Annotated in this window: 14 protein-coding genes; 5 read left to right on the plus strand and 9 right to left on the minus strand. The window is 51.9% G+C overall.

The annotated features are described in order from the left end of the window. Positions 1-142: 142 nt before the first annotated feature. The 6 genes from JXQ28_03690 to JXQ28_03715 form a co-directional block, all read right to left on the minus strand. A complete protein-coding gene (locus JXQ28_03690) occupies positions 143-3355 on the minus strand; it encodes a dockerin type I repeat-containing protein (protein MBN2276831.1) in 3213 nt (1070 codons plus the stop codon). 264 nt (positions 3356-3619) lie between these two features. Continuing rightward, positions 3620-4552: a carbohydrate kinase family protein gene (locus JXQ28_03695; protein MBN2276832.1), complete on the minus strand. Its 933-nt coding sequence runs from the start codon at positions 4550-4552 to the stop codon at positions 3620-3622. A gap of 14 nt (positions 4553-4566) precedes the next feature. Next, positions 4567-5088 carry a hypothetical protein gene (locus tag JXQ28_03700; protein MBN2276833.1) on the minus strand — a complete coding sequence of 174 codons (522 nt, stop codon included), beginning with the start codon at positions 5086-5088 and terminating at the stop codon, positions 4567-4569. 15 nt (positions 5089-5103) lie between these two features. Then, the gene (waaF, locus tag JXQ28_03705; protein ID MBN2276834.1) at positions 5104-6129 is read right to left on the minus strand and encodes a lipopolysaccharide heptosyltransferase II; all 1026 of its coding nucleotides are present in this window, start codon (positions 6127-6129) and stop codon (positions 5104-5106) included. A gap of 34 nt (positions 6130-6163) precedes the next feature. Then, positions 6164-7045 (minus strand): hypothetical protein, encoded by an 882-nt coding sequence (locus JXQ28_03710; GenBank protein MBN2276835.1) that lies wholly within the window; start codon positions 7043-7045, stop codon positions 6164-6166. Continuing rightward, entirely contained in the window at positions 7023-7991 is a 969-nt protein-coding gene (locus JXQ28_03715) for a hypothetical protein (GenBank protein MBN2276836.1), read from the minus strand. Before JXQ28_03715 ends, JXQ28_03710 begins: the two co-directional genes overlap by 23 nt. Before the next feature lie 172 nt (positions 7992-8163). On the opposite strand from JXQ28_03715, the gene JXQ28_03720 reads away from it, so the two are divergent. From JXQ28_03720 to JXQ28_03740, 5 genes are all read left to right on the plus strand, one after another. Next, positions 8164-8676: an HNH endonuclease gene (locus JXQ28_03720; protein MBN2276837.1), complete on the plus strand. Its 513-nt coding sequence runs from the start codon at positions 8164-8166 to the stop codon at positions 8674-8676. Between the two features lie 7 nt (positions 8677-8683). Beyond that, entirely contained in the window at positions 8684-9667 is a 984-nt protein-coding gene (trpS, locus tag JXQ28_03725) for a tryptophan--tRNA ligase (protein ID MBN2276838.1), read from the plus strand. Then, positions 9667-10443 carry a segregation/condensation protein A gene (locus JXQ28_03730; protein MBN2276839.1) on the plus strand — a complete coding sequence of 259 codons (777 nt, stop codon included), beginning with the start codon at positions 9667-9669 and terminating at the stop codon, positions 10441-10443. Before trpS ends, JXQ28_03730 begins: the two co-directional genes overlap by 1 nt. An 18-nt stretch (positions 10444-10461) precedes the next feature. Continuing rightward, positions 10462-11289 (plus strand): SMC-Scp complex subunit ScpB, encoded by an 828-nt coding sequence (gene scpB / locus JXQ28_03735; protein ID MBN2276840.1) that lies wholly within the window; start codon positions 10462-10464, stop codon positions 11287-11289. A gap of 67 nt (positions 11290-11356) precedes the next feature. After that, positions 11357-12097, plus strand: coding sequence for an rRNA pseudouridine synthase (locus tag JXQ28_03740; GenBank protein ID MBN2276841.1), 741 nt, complete (start codon positions 11357-11359; stop codon positions 12095-12097). Positions 12098-12157: 60 nt separating this feature from the next. Here JXQ28_03740 and JXQ28_03745 read toward each other — a convergent pair whose 3' ends face one another. From JXQ28_03745 to JXQ28_03755, 3 genes are all read right to left on the minus strand, one after another. Beyond that, positions 12158-13528, minus strand: coding sequence for a sigma-54-dependent Fis family transcriptional regulator (locus JXQ28_03745; GenBank protein ID MBN2276842.1), 1371 nt, complete (start codon positions 13526-13528; stop codon positions 12158-12160). Positions 13529-13751: 223 nt separating this feature from the next. Further along, entirely contained in the window at positions 13752-14171 is a 420-nt protein-coding gene (locus JXQ28_03750; protein MBN2276843.1) for a hypothetical protein, read from the minus strand. 69 nt (positions 14172-14240) lie between these two features. After that, entirely contained in the window at positions 14241-14879 is a 639-nt protein-coding gene (locus JXQ28_03755; GenBank protein ID MBN2276844.1) for a thermonuclease family protein, read from the minus strand. Between the last annotated feature and the right edge of the window lie 131 nt (positions 14880-15010).

The raw sequence follows: 15010 nt of genomic DNA on the forward strand, positions 1-15010 counted from the left end.
TAACAGGTTGGGAGACAAGCAGTAAATATATAGAATACTTTGAAAGAAATCGATCGACGTGAAAGAGAGGCAGTCGGGACGATGTCCCGAATATAAAAAGGCCCCGCTGTTGCAGGGCCTTTTGAATAGATAAACAATAAGATTACTTCCGGAGCGGCGGACCGCAGTTGATCAGCCATTGCTCGCAGGTGCACGGAGGCGTCCCGGATTTGTAAAGATAACTTATCAGATAAGTTGCATCCAGGATATTGACCGCACAGTTGCAGTTGGCGTCTCCGGAGCAGATCGGGTACGGCGTCGGCGCCGGACCGGACTTATACAGGTAATTGATCAGATAGGTGACATCGAGAATATTATAAGTGCCGCTTCCGTTGGCATCGCCCGGCCGGCAATCACAGACGAAATCGGGTTCGCCGGTGATGACGAACGACAGATCCAGCGACTGGAAGAAATCGGGCGGTTCATACATCTCGATCCAGAAATTAACCGCGGCCCCCTGGAACATCCTGATGGTGGCGGTGGTCGATCCGGCATAACCATCAAGCATTGACCCGGGTGCGCCGATAAAGTCGATGCGATAAGTAATATCGAAGAAGCTCTCGACCCAATAGGTGCCATCGCCCTTATTCTCGGTCAGCTTGACCTCGCCCGGACATGGTAATCCGTTGGCCGTTCCGGCGGTTATCTGCAGGAGATCGAAATCGGGATCGCCGACAATCGAACCGGTCATCGACATGAGTTCCCACGGGAAAATCTGGATGGGATCACCCGGGACCCGCGGACCGGTATGGATTTCGATTTCGACCGGCATGGTAATACTGCGGGTGTAGCCGGCCAGTGTTCCGGTTCCTGCCATTTCAAGATGCAAATTGGCATCGAACTGCAGAATTTCGCCGCCCAGTGTTCCGCCCGGGGTAACAACAATATTGAAGAAATCCCTGATTTCCGGATCGCACTCGATGGTTGTTCCCGGAGGGAGACCGTCGATAATATGCATCTTCTCATGAAGCGGCAGGAACGGACAGAGTGCGGGCAGATCGATGGTGCCGAAACCATTATCGGGAGCGGTGCAGAACTGGCCTTGATGCAGACCCCAGACAGCGTCGTCATTCCAATGATCAAGGGTCGATTTCCAGCCCCAGCCCGAGGGTTCGACACCGGCGCTCATGACCGCCGAAATATTCAACCAGTAAATGGTCCCGGAATCCTGGTGGAACCAATCCAGCGAATCCAGATAGAAGTTGTACTGGTAGAGATTAAAATGATCCTCGAACACGAATAATTGCAGGTACGGGTCATACCAACCCTCCGGCACTATTACATCACTATACGGGATAACACTGAACTGATCGCTTTCGATCTGCCAGAGGAGTTCACCGGGATGACTGTATGGCTGATCGATTCCGGCCGGAACATCGGCATGGATGCTCAGGATAAACCGCTCAACGGTACCGTACTGAGGGGCGCCCCAGGCATTCTGATAGGAGCCCCAGAAATGGATATCCTTGACCCAGCCGGTCTCGGAACACATCCAGTCATCGGCCAGAACCTGCGGATAGGTGGCGTCGACCGCCCAGCCAACAGGATTGGGCAACTGCGGATAGTGCATCTTATGGCCCTGTTCCGGATTCCATCCTTCGCAGGCATCATTAACGCCGTTGTTATTGTTGTCACCCAGGCAGTGAGTCCCGACGCCCATGAAGGTTCCTCCGGCAGAAAGACAATCGACCTCGATCAAGTCGGCGCAGGAACCATCACTGAAGCAACAGGCGCTCATAACATCCTCGCAGGCGTCATCGATCTGGTTACCGTTGGCGTCGCCGAGACAGATCGTTCCGTCACCACGGTAATCGCCTCCGCGGGCAAAACAATCGGCCTGGCTGTAAACGATACAGGATCCATCGGTGAAACAGCAGGCCCCGAAAGGTCCGGTTTCGCAGGCATCGTCAATGCCATTGGCCGGGCTATAATCACCCAGACATGCCGAACCATCGCCCTGATAGGCGCCGCCCTGGTTGACGCAATCGATTTCGATTAAATCAGCACAGAGGCCATCCGGGAAACAACAGGCGCCTGTTTCGGGCGGGCCGCCGGTGACCACAAACGACAGGTCGAGCGACTGGAGACGTTTGGGCTGACAGATATGGGTGATTAGGCCAAAGGGTATATTAAAATTATAACCCCGGACATCGACCGAAACCCACTCGGGATTGTAGGCATCGATAACATATTCAAAGATATAATGCCCTTCATACAATTCCCCCGCGAACACCGTGGCCCGGCCAATATAGAGTTCTTCCGGCAGAACCCCGGGTAACGGCGGGGCGCTGTCGCCCGGAAGTTGTTCGATTGACCAGGCATCGGTCGACCAGTTGACGGCTATTTCGAAATAACCGGGCTGTCCCGGATCCATCGGAAAGACATCGAACTCGAGTCGGACGGTTTTGTACCTTGACGTATCGAAGGGGTGGTCGTAGAACCAGATGTTATACCACTCATACTGCGGGTAAAAATACCAGCCGGTCCCGTTAATCGAGGTTCCGTCATCATAAGCCCCGGCTCCGCCACCGCCCATGAAATTGCCCAAGGGATCAATAGCGATCATGAAATCGTTTACCAGAGTATCAACCAATTCCGGTTCATATATTTCCTGCCAGTTGAGGGCGCCCCAGAAAGCCCAGACAGCATCATCATTCCAGTGATCGAGGGATGATTTCCAGCCCCATTGAGTTGTCTGGCCATCCGCGAGAACGGCGGAAATATTGAACCAGTAGATAGTCCCTTCCTCCTGCCAGAACCAATACTGCTCATCAAAACAGATATCATACTGGAAATAATTCTGGTGATCATCGGGAAGAATTTCACCGGTCGAGGGATCATACCAGCCTTCCATAGTCGGCGGGTCGATCGGGGTAATGTTAAACTCGGTGGCTTCCATCTCCCACAGGGTAAGGCCCGGCATACTGTAACCGGTCGGGCTCTGATCGGCCGGAATGTCGGAGTGAATACTCAGAACGAAAGAAAGAATATTACCGGTGACTCCATGCTTCCATGAGCCCCAGAAATGGAAATCCTTAACCCATCCCGTTTCCGAGCACATCCAATCATCGGCCAGAATGACCGGTTGAGTGGCGTTGACATCCCACCCGGCCTCATCGGGTAATTGAGGATCATGCATCTTATGGGGATCACCAGGAGCCCACGTGCAGTCCTCTTTACCGCTATTAAGTGATTGAGGAACATTACCTTGATCATCCACTGACGGCAATGTTCCGGCGGTGTTTCCCCAGGCCGGTAACGCCAGACACATAACCAGCGTCAGGCCGAGTACAAGCATTGGCACTCTCATAGTCATAGCTCATCCTCCCTTTCTGCAAGGATCAGGTTTTAAAATTGAATTTGTCCCAAATAAAGCACTGGAAATGTTTCTCAACTCAAAGATGTCTGCTATTTAGCTGTATTAATGACTTTTAATCGGGATAATAGAAATTCATATTGTCCCGATTGGCTCGACTATTACATGAAAAATATATACAATATAAACAATTCTGTCAACATTTTTTAGGGAATAAGGGAGTCCCCGGAAGATTTCCGGATTAGATTATTCATTCCGTGTCTTTTATCTCGATTTCAGACAGGTGTAGATATTTTCCGAATTGCTGATTCTTTGGGCCGCCGTCCGATGGCCCATCCGGGCCGCCCGGGCAAGATTTTTTCCGGTTACCAGTCCGGCGATAAATCCGGCGCTGAAGCAGTCGCCGCAACCGGTCGTATTACCCCCATATATTATTCTTTTTGTTTTGATATGTTTTACCGGCATCCGTAAGCCGGTGCCCGATGATATATAACAGCCATTGGCTCCGTCGGTTATGATAATGACCGGACGACGGGCGGTGCTCATTTCTTTTCGAAAACAGGATAATAGCCGTTGTATCTGCACATCGGATTCGGGACCATTACTCTCAAGGTTATTGTCTCCCGCCAGAGTAATCAATTCCCGGCGATTCATCTGGATATAGTCGCCGCATTGCATCACATTGATCCATGACGCCGGGCGGCGCAGGTAACGGGTGCCGTCCCGCTTTCGGCCCAGGGTCAGGGAATGGATATCAATATAAATCGGCCCCTTAAAATGACGACGGAATTTCTTCAACGAACGAATATGAACATCTCTCCCCGAAATATAATTGACCAGAACCAGATCGCATTCCAGAAGCGGTTCGAGATCGGAGAATTTCAGGGGCGGAACACCACCTTTCAAAATTTCGGTTTTGTTTTCCGGGTCGGTATATGATAGAAAACAATGGTTGTTTTTTTCGGGAACTCGTTTGATCCGATTGGTTTCCACGCCCGGATACTTCTTAAAGATATTCATGACCCGGCGATAGCAGTCCCGGCCGACCAGGCAAGCCGGAATGATTTCGGCCCTGTTTTTTAAAAGATTGGAGAGGGCGGCCAGATTGTAGAGAATTCCTCCCCATCCCTCGCGTGATATACCATCAGCCAGCCGGATGCTGTCGCGGTTGATGGTTCCAATTACGCCGATTTTCATGGATCACCATTCAATCAGGCCTTTTCCATCAGCCGAAAGGAGTCCAGAAACCGTTCCATATCCGGTGAAGAAGTGTTTTTCATCACGGTTCCGGCGGTAACCTGGAACAAACGGCGTCCGACCAGATAGATACGCATCTTCATCACTCCCCGCCCGCCGGCAATTTCGATTTCGAATTCCCGGCCGGGGTGATCGCCGATATGAATGGGCCGGTCATCCAATAATCGGCCTTTGATATTGGCTACGGCTCCGTCACGGGCACCGGACAAGATATTTTCGGCCGGGGTGCTGTCGATAAAAATCTGCGGGTAATCGGACCAGGCCACGCCATAGAAATAATCATCTATCCGGATCATATTGGTTGTCATTTCGATCGGTCCCACGGCGGTGCCGACCAGGATGGTGGTATCGGCCAGGGGACCGGGAGAGGTCACGGCAAAACCTCCAGGGGAGGAATGAAATTCCGTCCAGCCGGATTTTGTGCAGGCCCCCAGAGCCAGCATCAGGACTATTAATATCAAGCCTTTTATTCTCACAATTATTTACCCCCATCATTCATTTGGCCAAAGTTTCCGTACTGCCTGAAAGACTTCATCGACTGTGATATCTTCCATACAACGCATATAAGCCTTACCGTTAAGCGGGCAGTTGTTTTTTACACATGAAATGCACTCCAGATTGTCTTTGATAATAACGATTTTTTTGTCGGCCAGGGGCGAGGTTTCGGCGGGGCGGTCGGCCCCGGAGAGGACTACCAATGGAAGCCCGACCGCGGCGGCAAGATGGGCCAGCCCCGAATCATTGCCGACAAACAACCGGGCCAGAGACAACACGGCCGTGGCCGTGGCGATATCGGTTTCGCCGCAGAGATTGACCATGTCGGGGTTGTCCCGGGCGATTTCATCCCCGGCCGCCTTTTCATGGATGGTTCCGATCAGGACTACACCGACTCCAATCTCGCTAATGATACTCCGGGTCAGTTGTCCATAGCGATCACTGCCCCACCGCCGGGAGGGGGCTATGGCCTGGGGAGCCAGGGCCACAAAGGCATCCCCCTTCCTGATTCCATGGGCGGCCAAAAGACCGACCGCCGCCCCGATGGCATGGTCGGTCGGTTTTATTTCCGGGCGCTCGGATTTAAGATGAAGGCTTAAATTCGATTCCAGTATATGCCGGTACTGCCGGGAGCGATGCCAGACGCCATCTCCCGGCGGCCGCAGGCCGCCGTTAAGCAGTGGTCCGCGATGGTCGGTAATATAACCGCATCGGCGCCTTACTCCCGCGAGAAAAAAGGACAGGGCCGAGGAAAAGGACGGGGTTAAAAGATAACCCAGGTCGTATTTCATACCCGAAAGCAATTTTCTCTGGGCCATTATCGCCCGGAATCCGTGAAGATCGCGCCCCTGCAGACCGATCAAGGCAACCCGGTCAGCGAAGTCATAGATCGGGGCGGTATAATCGGGCAGCATCAGGCTGATCCGATCTTCGGGACAATGCCGGACAAAGGCGGTCACAGCCGGTTGGGCCATGATGGCATCGCCCAGATGATTGGGAATTCTGATAACGATATTTTTCATTCTTTGCTCGGGTCCAAGTGCCCGCGACTGTATTTCAATCGAGCTTCCAGCGCCGATGGGTCCACATCCACTGTTCCGGGTACTGCCGGATAACTGACTCCAGCAGCGAAGTGTACTGCTGGGTGATATCTTTAATATCTTTTTCTTTGTCGCCGCTGTTTGGCGGGTATATCGGCGGCATGGCAATAATCCGAAAAAGATTATACCTGATTCGGATCATTAGCCCCAGAACCAGCGGGGATCCCACCTGGACGACAAACGAGGCGGCTCCTTTGGGGGTCGAGGCGGGCCGGTCGAAAAGCCGGACAACGACTCCACCCGAGGCCGAATGATGGTCCGAGACGAAAGCTACCCGGTGATTATTTTTCAGGGCTTTGATAACATGGCGAGCGGCCACCCCGACCGGAATGATTCCGACCTCGGCCGCGCGCCGTAAATTGTTGATCATCTTATCGACATAAGGGTTATGCTGCTGTCCGACGAGTAAATCGGCAGGCTGACCCAATGAGGCCAACCAGCCCCCGAGATATTCCCAGTTTCCGATGTGGCCGGTGATAAACACTACCCCTTTATCCTGTTTCAGACAGCTCTCCATTATATCTTCCCCCTCGGTACCGGGGATAACTTTTCGGAATCCCTTACGAGCGACAACCGGGAGACGCATGAATTCAATCGTGGTCCGGGCGAAATTAACAAAGGCCAGGCGGGCAATTCGGCGGCATTCATCCTCGGACTTTTCTTTCTTAAAAGCCCGGTGAAGATTATTGAGGGCAATCCGCCGCCGGGAGGCCAGGACATAAAAGGCCAAACCACCCAGTCCGACGGCTACCTTGTCAGCCAGCCAGCCGGGCATCAACTGCACAGTTCGGGCCAGGATCCAGAAAGCGGCATATTCAAAGCCATGGCTTATCTTCATCGTCTATCTTCTCCGGGTTATCGGGGTCGCCGTAATCGAAATCGGTGGAATGAAGCTCTTCCTCCCGGTCCCATTTATCGTAATATTTCTGTTTTTTGCGGAATTTCAAATAAGCGCCGACCAGTACCACCAGGGCCAGGAATAACCACAGCAGGGAGAGGTCGCCGAACAACGTCATGAAATTGTACCTCGTTTTCAGATGCTCGAAAAATTCTTTCTCAAACTCGTCACAGGTGGCGCCGATGGCGGCATATATCGCCTCATCGGCCGACCGCCTGGCCCTCAGGCTGTCGAGGAGAATATTAAACGACTCAATCTCGTAAACATCAACTAAATATTTCACGGCCAGATATGATTCGGTATAAGCGGTCCGGGCACGGCCCTCCGGAAAAAGATTGAGTTTCTCGATATCTTTCAAAGGTACCAGGCTGTTGAAAACCACTGCCTTCGACATATCGAAATTGTCTGACCATCCCCATTCGGCCGAAATATACATCGCTACCCCCTCATCCAGCCAGCGGGGCGGATCGACATGAAACAAACGGTGATGCAAGGCCAGATGGCCGTACTCGTGACGGATCAGCATATTTAACGATTTACCAAGCCTGAAATGGGCCGGGGATTTGACGGCTACCATCTCCCGGTACGGAAGGGCTACGGCCGCTCCCCAATCGGGGAAGGCAGAGCCGATCAACTTCCTGAAATCCTCAAGATTGTCGCGGATATAGACAGTCGGTTTATAATCCAGGGAATCGCGGAGGAGATTAATCAGGCGGGTGCGGGCGATGGTAATGGCGGTATCGGTGGTTTCCAAAAAGATTTCGCTTGAAGCGCTGTAAGTAAAATACGGCCTCTCGACGACCTTGATTTCGCCGTCGGCAACAGCCATGAATGACAGAGAAAAGAAACAAATGGCTGTCAATATTATTGATCGACCTGAATTCATAATGCGATCAAGATAATAAGATCGATCCGACTTGGCAAACCTGATCGGCTTTATTTACGGTCCGGGCCGATTTGACACGGATTTACATATAATTAATTAGTTGACAAGGGCGAGCGTTATTTTAATCTTATAAGATTATGGCGGGTTTGCGACCCGCGCGAAAGGTGAGGAAATGAGCATTCTTAACCAAAATGTGCTGGTTTTGAATCAAAACTACGAGCCGCTTTCGGTTTGTTCCGCGCGGCGGGCTTTTCTACTTCTTTATATGGGCAAGGCGGAGATGATCGAAACCTATAACGGCGTGAAAATCAGATCGGTTTTAACATCCTATCCCCTGCCCTCGGTCGTCCGGCTGGAACGGTATATCAAATCCCCCCGGAAGAAAATCCTGTTGACCCGGAAAAATATCATTATTCGTGACGGTTCCACCTGCTGCTATTGTGGAACCACTCGCGGGCCGATGACGGTGGATCATATTATCCCGAAGAATCTGGGCGGTTCCGATTCCTGGGAAAATCTGGTCTGCGCCTGCGAATCATGCAATAATAAAAAGGGCCATCGAACCCCGTCCCAGGCCGGAATGAAACTGCTCAAAAAACCGAAACGGCCCAACCATATCACTTATATCCAGCGTTTTATCGGGGTGACCGATGACCGCTGGAAACCCTATCTGTTCATGGAGTGATCCGCCTTTGAGTATTAAAGAAACGATCTTGTCGGGCATGCAGCCAACCGGAAAACTGCATCTGGGGAATCTTGAGGGAAGCCTGAAAAACTGGGTGCGTCTCCAGAACGATTATGAGATGTATTGCTGTATTGTGGACTGGCACACCCTGACCGCCGATTTCGAGCACACCGCGGAATTTAAAGATCGGATTTTCGAGGTTGCCGTCGATTATATGGCCGGCGGCCTGGATCCGGAGAAATGCGCCATCTTCATCCAGTCCGAGGTCAAGGAGCATGCCGAATTGCACCTGCTTTTCTCCATGCTGATTACCGTGCCGACTCTTACCCGTCTGCCCACCTACATGGAGAAGAAAGAAGAGAAGGGCATGGACAGCTATGGTTTTCTTGGTTATCCGGTATTGCAGGCGGCCGATATCTGCGTTTACAACGCCCACAAAGTGCCGGTCGGCAAAGACCAGGAGAAACATATCTGGCTGGCCGCCGATCTGGCCAAACGGTTCAACAACATTTACGGCCCGACCTTAAACGAGCCGCAGGTGCTTTTAACCGAGATTCCGGTTATACTGGGCAGCGATGGGCGCAAAATGTCGAAATCGTACAATAACCATATCACTATCGCTGAGACACCCGAGGAAACGGCCGATAAGCTGAAGAAATTTTTCACCGACCCGGAAAAACTTCGCAAAGGTGATCCAGGGCGTCCGGAAATATGCCCGGTCTATCTGCTCCATCGTATCTATACTCCTGAGGCCGAGCGGGAAATCGCCCCGCCCTGCCGGAGCGGTGAATTGGGCTGTGTGGATTGCAAGAAACGGCTGGCCGCCAATTTGAACGAGTCGCTGGCTCCCATCCGCGAACGACGGGCGGTCATCATGCAGAATAAAGATTATGTCTGGGATGTTTTGAAAAGCGGCGCAGTCCGGGCCCGAACGAGAGCGGCCGAGGTCATGGCCAAGATCCGCCACGCCATGAGAATGGAATACTATTGATGAATAACGGACAGAATGAAAATTACGCGGTCAACCTGGAAGTATTCCACGGCCCGCTGGATCTGCTGTTGTACCTGATCAAAAAAGATGAAATCGACATTTACGATATTCCTATCGCCCGGGTCACCGAGCAATACATGCAGTACCTGGAACTGATGAAAACGCTGAACCTGGAACTGGCCGGGGAATATATCCTGATGGCCTCGACCCTGATCCGGATCAAAGCCCGGTTGCTTTTGCCTCGTGATGACGAAGACGGCGAGGAACCCGATCCCCGCGAGGAACTGGTCGCGGCTCTTCTGGAATACAAGAAATACAAAGAAGCCGGCGAAATCCTGCGGGAAAAACGACTGATGGAGGAGAGGGTCTATGTTCCCCCTCCGGTGGGCGGGGGCAACGGGAAAAAAGAAAAAGTGGTGTTGCTGGAATCGACTACCCTGTTCGACCTGCTGACGGCGTTCAAGGCGGTTCTGGAACGGGTCAAGGAAGAACGGCTGTACGAAATCAATCCCGAACTGATCAGTATCGAGGACCGGATCGACCGGATCCTGGATTTGATGGCCGAAAAAGAGTCGATGCTTTTTCAGGATTTATTTTCGGATATACCGAGAAAATTGATCGCTATTCTTACCTTCATGGCCCTGCTGGAATTAATGAAATTAAGGCGGGTGACGGTCAGGCAGTCATTGCCGTTTTCTGAAATCAGGGTTTATCGGGGAGATCTCTTCAACGATCCGCACCCGGCCCTGGAATTCGTAACCAATATGAAAAATTAGTCTGCCGGGAGAATAATAATGCTTGAAATGGATATCAAATTGCCACTGGTCGAATCACTCATTTTGGCCTCACCGGAGCCGCTCCCGGCCCGGAAGATAGCCGATATTGTCGAAGATATCTCCAGCAGCGATATCGAGGAAATAATCGATCTGCTAAACCGGCGTTACCATGAAAATAATATGTCATTTCGGATTCGCCGGATTGCCGGCGGTTACCAGATATATATTGTCGAGAGTTTTGCCCGGCACGTTGAGGAACTTCTCACCCGGCGCCGGAGTATTCGTATGACCCGCGCCGCCCTGGAAACCCTGGCCATTATAGCCTATCGCCAGCCGGTCACCAAGATGGATATCGAAATGATCCGCGGCGTGGCCTCCGATTCGGTCATCCATACCCTTCTCGAACGGAAGCTGGTCACGATGGCCGGACGGTCCGAGGCGGTCGGCCGCCCCCTGCTTTATAAAACGACCGATGAATTTTTGAAATTCTTCAACCTCAACGCCATCGATGATTTACCCAAGATGCAGGAAATCGAGGAACTCCTGGCCTCCCGCGATTCCGATTATCAGCCCAGCCTGCCGCTTGATGAACCGGCCGCGGAATCGGACGATGAGATTCCGTATCAAAAGACTGATGATGACAATGATGACGGTATCGAGGATATGACCAGTGAAGATGAAACTGCCGAACCGGAAATCTCGCTGAGGGACGAATTCGAGGAAGACGATGATTTACTGGAGACCGCCAAAATAAAGATTGTATCCCCGGTAGCCGAGGCCGGCGAGGATGATGTCATGGAAGACGATCTGGAAGAGATGGAGTCGATAGAAAATAGCGGCCAGTGAGCGGCGGGATGTTACCAGTTGTCATCATTGAGGATCGCCGTGTCCGGTTTTCAGGGGAGGCTATGCATTGATCAGGATAAATAAGTTTTTATCGGTTTGCGGAATAACCTCGCGAAGAGGCGCGGAAAAACTTATTGATGAAGGCCGGGTCACGGTCAACGATGAAAAAGTCGACAAACAGGGGGCAGTCATAGATGAAAAGAAGGATATTGTCAAAGTCGACGGCAACATTATCCGTCCAGCCGGTGAAAAGTATTATATTCTTCTCAATAAACCCAAAAATGTTCTGACCTCTCTTTCCGATCCTTTCCAGCGCCGGACGGTAGCCTATTTCACCAAAAAAGTCCCATCCCGTGTCTACCCGGTGGGACGGCTTGATTTTGATACCCAGGGCGCTTTATTATTGACCAATGACGGCGATCTGGCCTACCGCCTGGCTCACCCCAGTTATGAAATAAACAGAATTTACCGGGCGGTGGTGATGGGTGCTTTCACCGAAGCCGACTGTCGGCGGGTGGAACAGGGAATCGAGCTTGAGGATGGGCATATCGGCCGGGCCCGGGTAAAAATCTTGCGGGCCTCACTTAAAACTTCGTTGGTCGAGCTGACCCTTCATGAAGGACACAAGCGCGAAGTAAAGCAACTTCTCAAAGGCGTGGGCCACCAGGTCCGGGACCTTGCCCGAACCGAATTCGCCGGGTTGACGGTAACCAACTTGAAAGCGGGACGATGGCGCCACCTCAATAAAAAAGAGGTGCGGATGCTCAAGGCTATGGTCGGTCTTGCCGGAGAAACGAGAGAAACATGAATTTAAAAAGCCGCCCGGAGAGAGCGGCTTTTTTATATGAAGAGTGAGGATGAGAGAAAGCTATATCTGACTGGTATCTATTTCGTATTTCTTCAGTTTATCGAAAAGGGTGGTGTAATCGATTTTTAAAATTTCCGAACATTTCCGTTTATTGCCGCGGACCTGGCGGAGAATTCGAATGATGGCCGACCGTTCCGCCTGCATTTGGGCATGAGCCCCGATCTCTTTTAACCCGGCCCCCTCACGCAGTCTGATTTCCGAAGTCGAAGGCAACCTGATGGCCATGTGTTCCGGGGAAATCTTTTTGCCCTCGGCCAGAATAATCGACCTTTCAATCGTATTTTCCAGCTCCCGGACGTTCCCCGGCCAGTGATACCGGCTCAGCAGGATCAGAGCTTCTTTGGAAAGCGTCTTTTCCGTTTTTTTCATCTCTCGGCAATACTTGTTGATAAAGTAGTCGGCCAGCGGTTTGATATCATCGGGGCGCTCGCGAAGCGGCGGAATGGTGATCGGGAAAACCGACAGCCGGTAATAAAGGTCCTCGCGAAACATTTTTTTCTTGATCATTTCATTGAGGTCCATATTGGTCGCGGCAATCACCCGAACATCGACTGAAACGGTCTTGTTGCCGCCCAGCCGTTCGAAACTTTTCTGCTGGAGGACCCGGAGCAGTTTGGCCTGAAGAGCGATATCCATATCCCCGATTTCATCGAGGAACAGGGTTCCGCCGTCGGCGATTTCGAATTTGCCCATTTTCCTGGCGACCGAACTGGTGTAGGCGCCTTTTTCCGATCCGAACAATTCGTTTTCAAGCAATTCCCGGGGAATGGCGGCGCAGTTGATCGCCACATAGGGTTTATCGCGGCGCGGCGAAAGATTGTGAATGGCCCGCGCGAAAAGCTCTTTGCCGGTCCCCGATTCACCCTGGAGAAGAACCGAGGTATCGGAGGCCGCCACTTTCTGGATCAGCCGCGAGACCTCTTTCATCTTCTCGTTCTGGCCGATGATTTCGCTGAACCCCAGGTTTTGCGCCAGTTCCTCGCGGAGCAGGCTGTTCTCGGCAATCAACCGCCGGTTTTCCAAAGCCCGTTCGATAATAACCGTCAGGTGATCGGGGTCGAATGGTTTAGTGATAAAATCATAAGCCCCGTTTTTCATAGCCGCCACCGCCGTCTCCACCGTCCCATAGGCGGTCATGATAATAACCGACATATCATTGTCTATATTTTTAAGGCCGCTCAAAACCTGCAGGCCGTCGACATCCGGCATTTTCAAATCGGTAACGGCCAGATCGAAATTTTTCAACCGGGCCAGATCCAGTCCCTTTTGCCCGTCCTCAACCGTGTCAACGCTGTAACCCTCCTCGGTCAAAGCGTTGGAAAGCATCGTCCGCATCGATTCCTTATCATCAATAACAAGTATGCTGGGCATATGGTCTCCTCATGTTTCCCTTCTCACCTCGTACCCCCTGCCGGGGTATTCTCCCTTACATTATCGGCCCGGGCCCATATTCATGCATATCAAAATTTGCACAATTTTCTCCCCAACCTACTTAATTGCAAGGCTTTGCATTATCGTCAAAACCATTTCCCGGCGGGCATCACCTTGCACTCGGGAAAACGTAATATCAATATTGATTTACAAAAACGGAGATTTATTCCCAGTGACGACGATAGTCCAGGCTTTGGGTGTATGAACTATCGCAGATATAATAATGGTAGTAATAGAGGCCTTGCGGAAGCCGCCCCCCGGCGGAATCTTTCTTGTCCCAGCTGATAGCGTATTTTCCTGGGGCAAAAACCGAATCGACAATCACCCGGATAATCTGACGGGGAGTTTTATGGAGGTTGACTTTGACCGGGCATGGCTTGTTACCCGGAACCGTAAACTCAACGGTCAGCGATTCCGGTAAATAACTCAGGTGATAGGAATCGGAGCCGGCCGTATCCAGCGGTGCGGTTCGCGGCGGCGGTCCGGTATGGGTGGCGGTATTTGAGGACCACAGGCAACCGGTGAAGACCAGTCCGAGAACGATAATCAGGGCTACGGGCAGGAATCGGTTCAAAGTCATCATTATACATTATAATAATTAATCATCCGACGGTGGCAAGAGAAAATTGTATTAATGCTGTCGCCTGTAATATCACGGCCGGCAATTACGGCAGGGCGAATAACCCTGGCGGAGGGCTTCCAGACGGGTCTCAAACCGGAGCTGTTGACCGGGATCGAGATCGCGGACACTTCGGCAGGTCGGCCGATGAAAACGAAGCGATCCTTTTTTTGCCACATAATATGGTTCCTCATGATGCGGCAGTGACCATATCCCCCGGCGCTGATCGATGGCCACGTTCTGAGCGGCCAGCAATTCCCCGATCCGGCCCCGGTCGGCCAGATTATCATCGAACAGGTAAACGCAGGCCAGTCCCTGACGCAGAACGGCGGCATTGACGAAAAGGGTATCGAGATACAGGTATCCCAACTGGCGGCCATAACCGTCCCGGCGGCGGCTCGAATAAACCACTTCCGGAATTTGATCCAGGAGCAGGCCCGACATGAAGGCCGAGGCGGAATCGTAAAAGGGATCGCCGCGCTCGGGGCAATCGATTCCGATCAGCCGCAACCGGTCCCCGCCCGGTAACTCGACCGTATCTCCGTCGATAATTCCGGTGACCCTGAAACGGTTATCGGGGGCCTTATCCTGACCGATTTCGACCACAAAGCGGATAAGTATGAGAAACAGGATAAATATCAGTACGAGTATAATTCGGGTCGTTTTTTTCATGGTTTTTCAATCGCCTATTTCATTGAAAATAGGCTTGTTAATGAAAAGGGCAAGGGCAAAATAGTCACATTTGGGGCCAATCCGAGGTCTCGGATCGGCCCCGGATTGGCCCAAATGGCGGCTCCGAGACA

The organism is Candidatus Zixiibacteriota bacterium, assembly GCA_016933955.1.
In the GTDB taxonomy this organism is placed as follows: Bacteria; Zixibacteria; MSB-5A5; order GN15; family PGXB01; genus JAFGTT01.

Excerpts from the sequence above, each read along its gene's own strand:
- JXQ28_03690 (MBN2276831.1), bottom strand. The coding sequence starts at position 3,355 with ATGACTATGAGAGTGCCAATGCTTGTACTCGGCCTGACGCTGGTTATG.
- JXQ28_03715 (MBN2276836.1), bottom strand. The coding sequence starts at position 7,991 with ATGAATTCAGGTCGATCAATAATATTGACAGCCATTTGTTTCTTTTCT.
- JXQ28_03730 (MBN2276839.1), top strand. The coding sequence starts at position 9,667 with ATGAATAACGGACAGAATGAAAATTACGCGGTCAACCTGGAAGTATTC.
- scpB (MBN2276840.1), top strand. The coding sequence starts at position 10,462 with ATGCTTGAAATGGATATCAAATTGCCACTGGTCGAATCACTCATTTTG.
- JXQ28_03745 (MBN2276842.1), bottom strand. The coding sequence starts at position 13,528 with ATGCCCAGCATACTTGTTATTGATGATAAGGAATCGATGCGGACGATG.
- JXQ28_03710 (MBN2276835.1), bottom strand. The coding sequence starts at position 7,045 with ATGAAGATAAGCCATGGCTTTGAATATGCCGCTTTCTGGATCCTGGCC.
- waaF (MBN2276834.1), bottom strand. The coding sequence starts at position 6,129 with ATGAAAAATATCGTTATCAGAATTCCCAATCATCTGGGCGATGCCATC.
- JXQ28_03695 (MBN2276832.1), bottom strand. The coding sequence starts at position 4,552 with ATGAAAATCGGCGTAATTGGAACCATCAACCGCGACAGCATCCGGCTG.
- JXQ28_03755 (MBN2276844.1), bottom strand. The coding sequence starts at position 14,879 with ATGAAAAAAACGACCCGAATTATACTCGTACTGATATTTATCCTGTTT.
- JXQ28_03750 (MBN2276843.1), bottom strand. The coding sequence starts at position 14,171 with ATGATGACTTTGAACCGATTCCTGCCCGTAGCCCTGATTATCGTTCTC.
- JXQ28_03720 (MBN2276837.1), top strand. The coding sequence starts at position 8,164 with ATGAGCATTCTTAACCAAAATGTGCTGGTTTTGAATCAAAACTACGAG.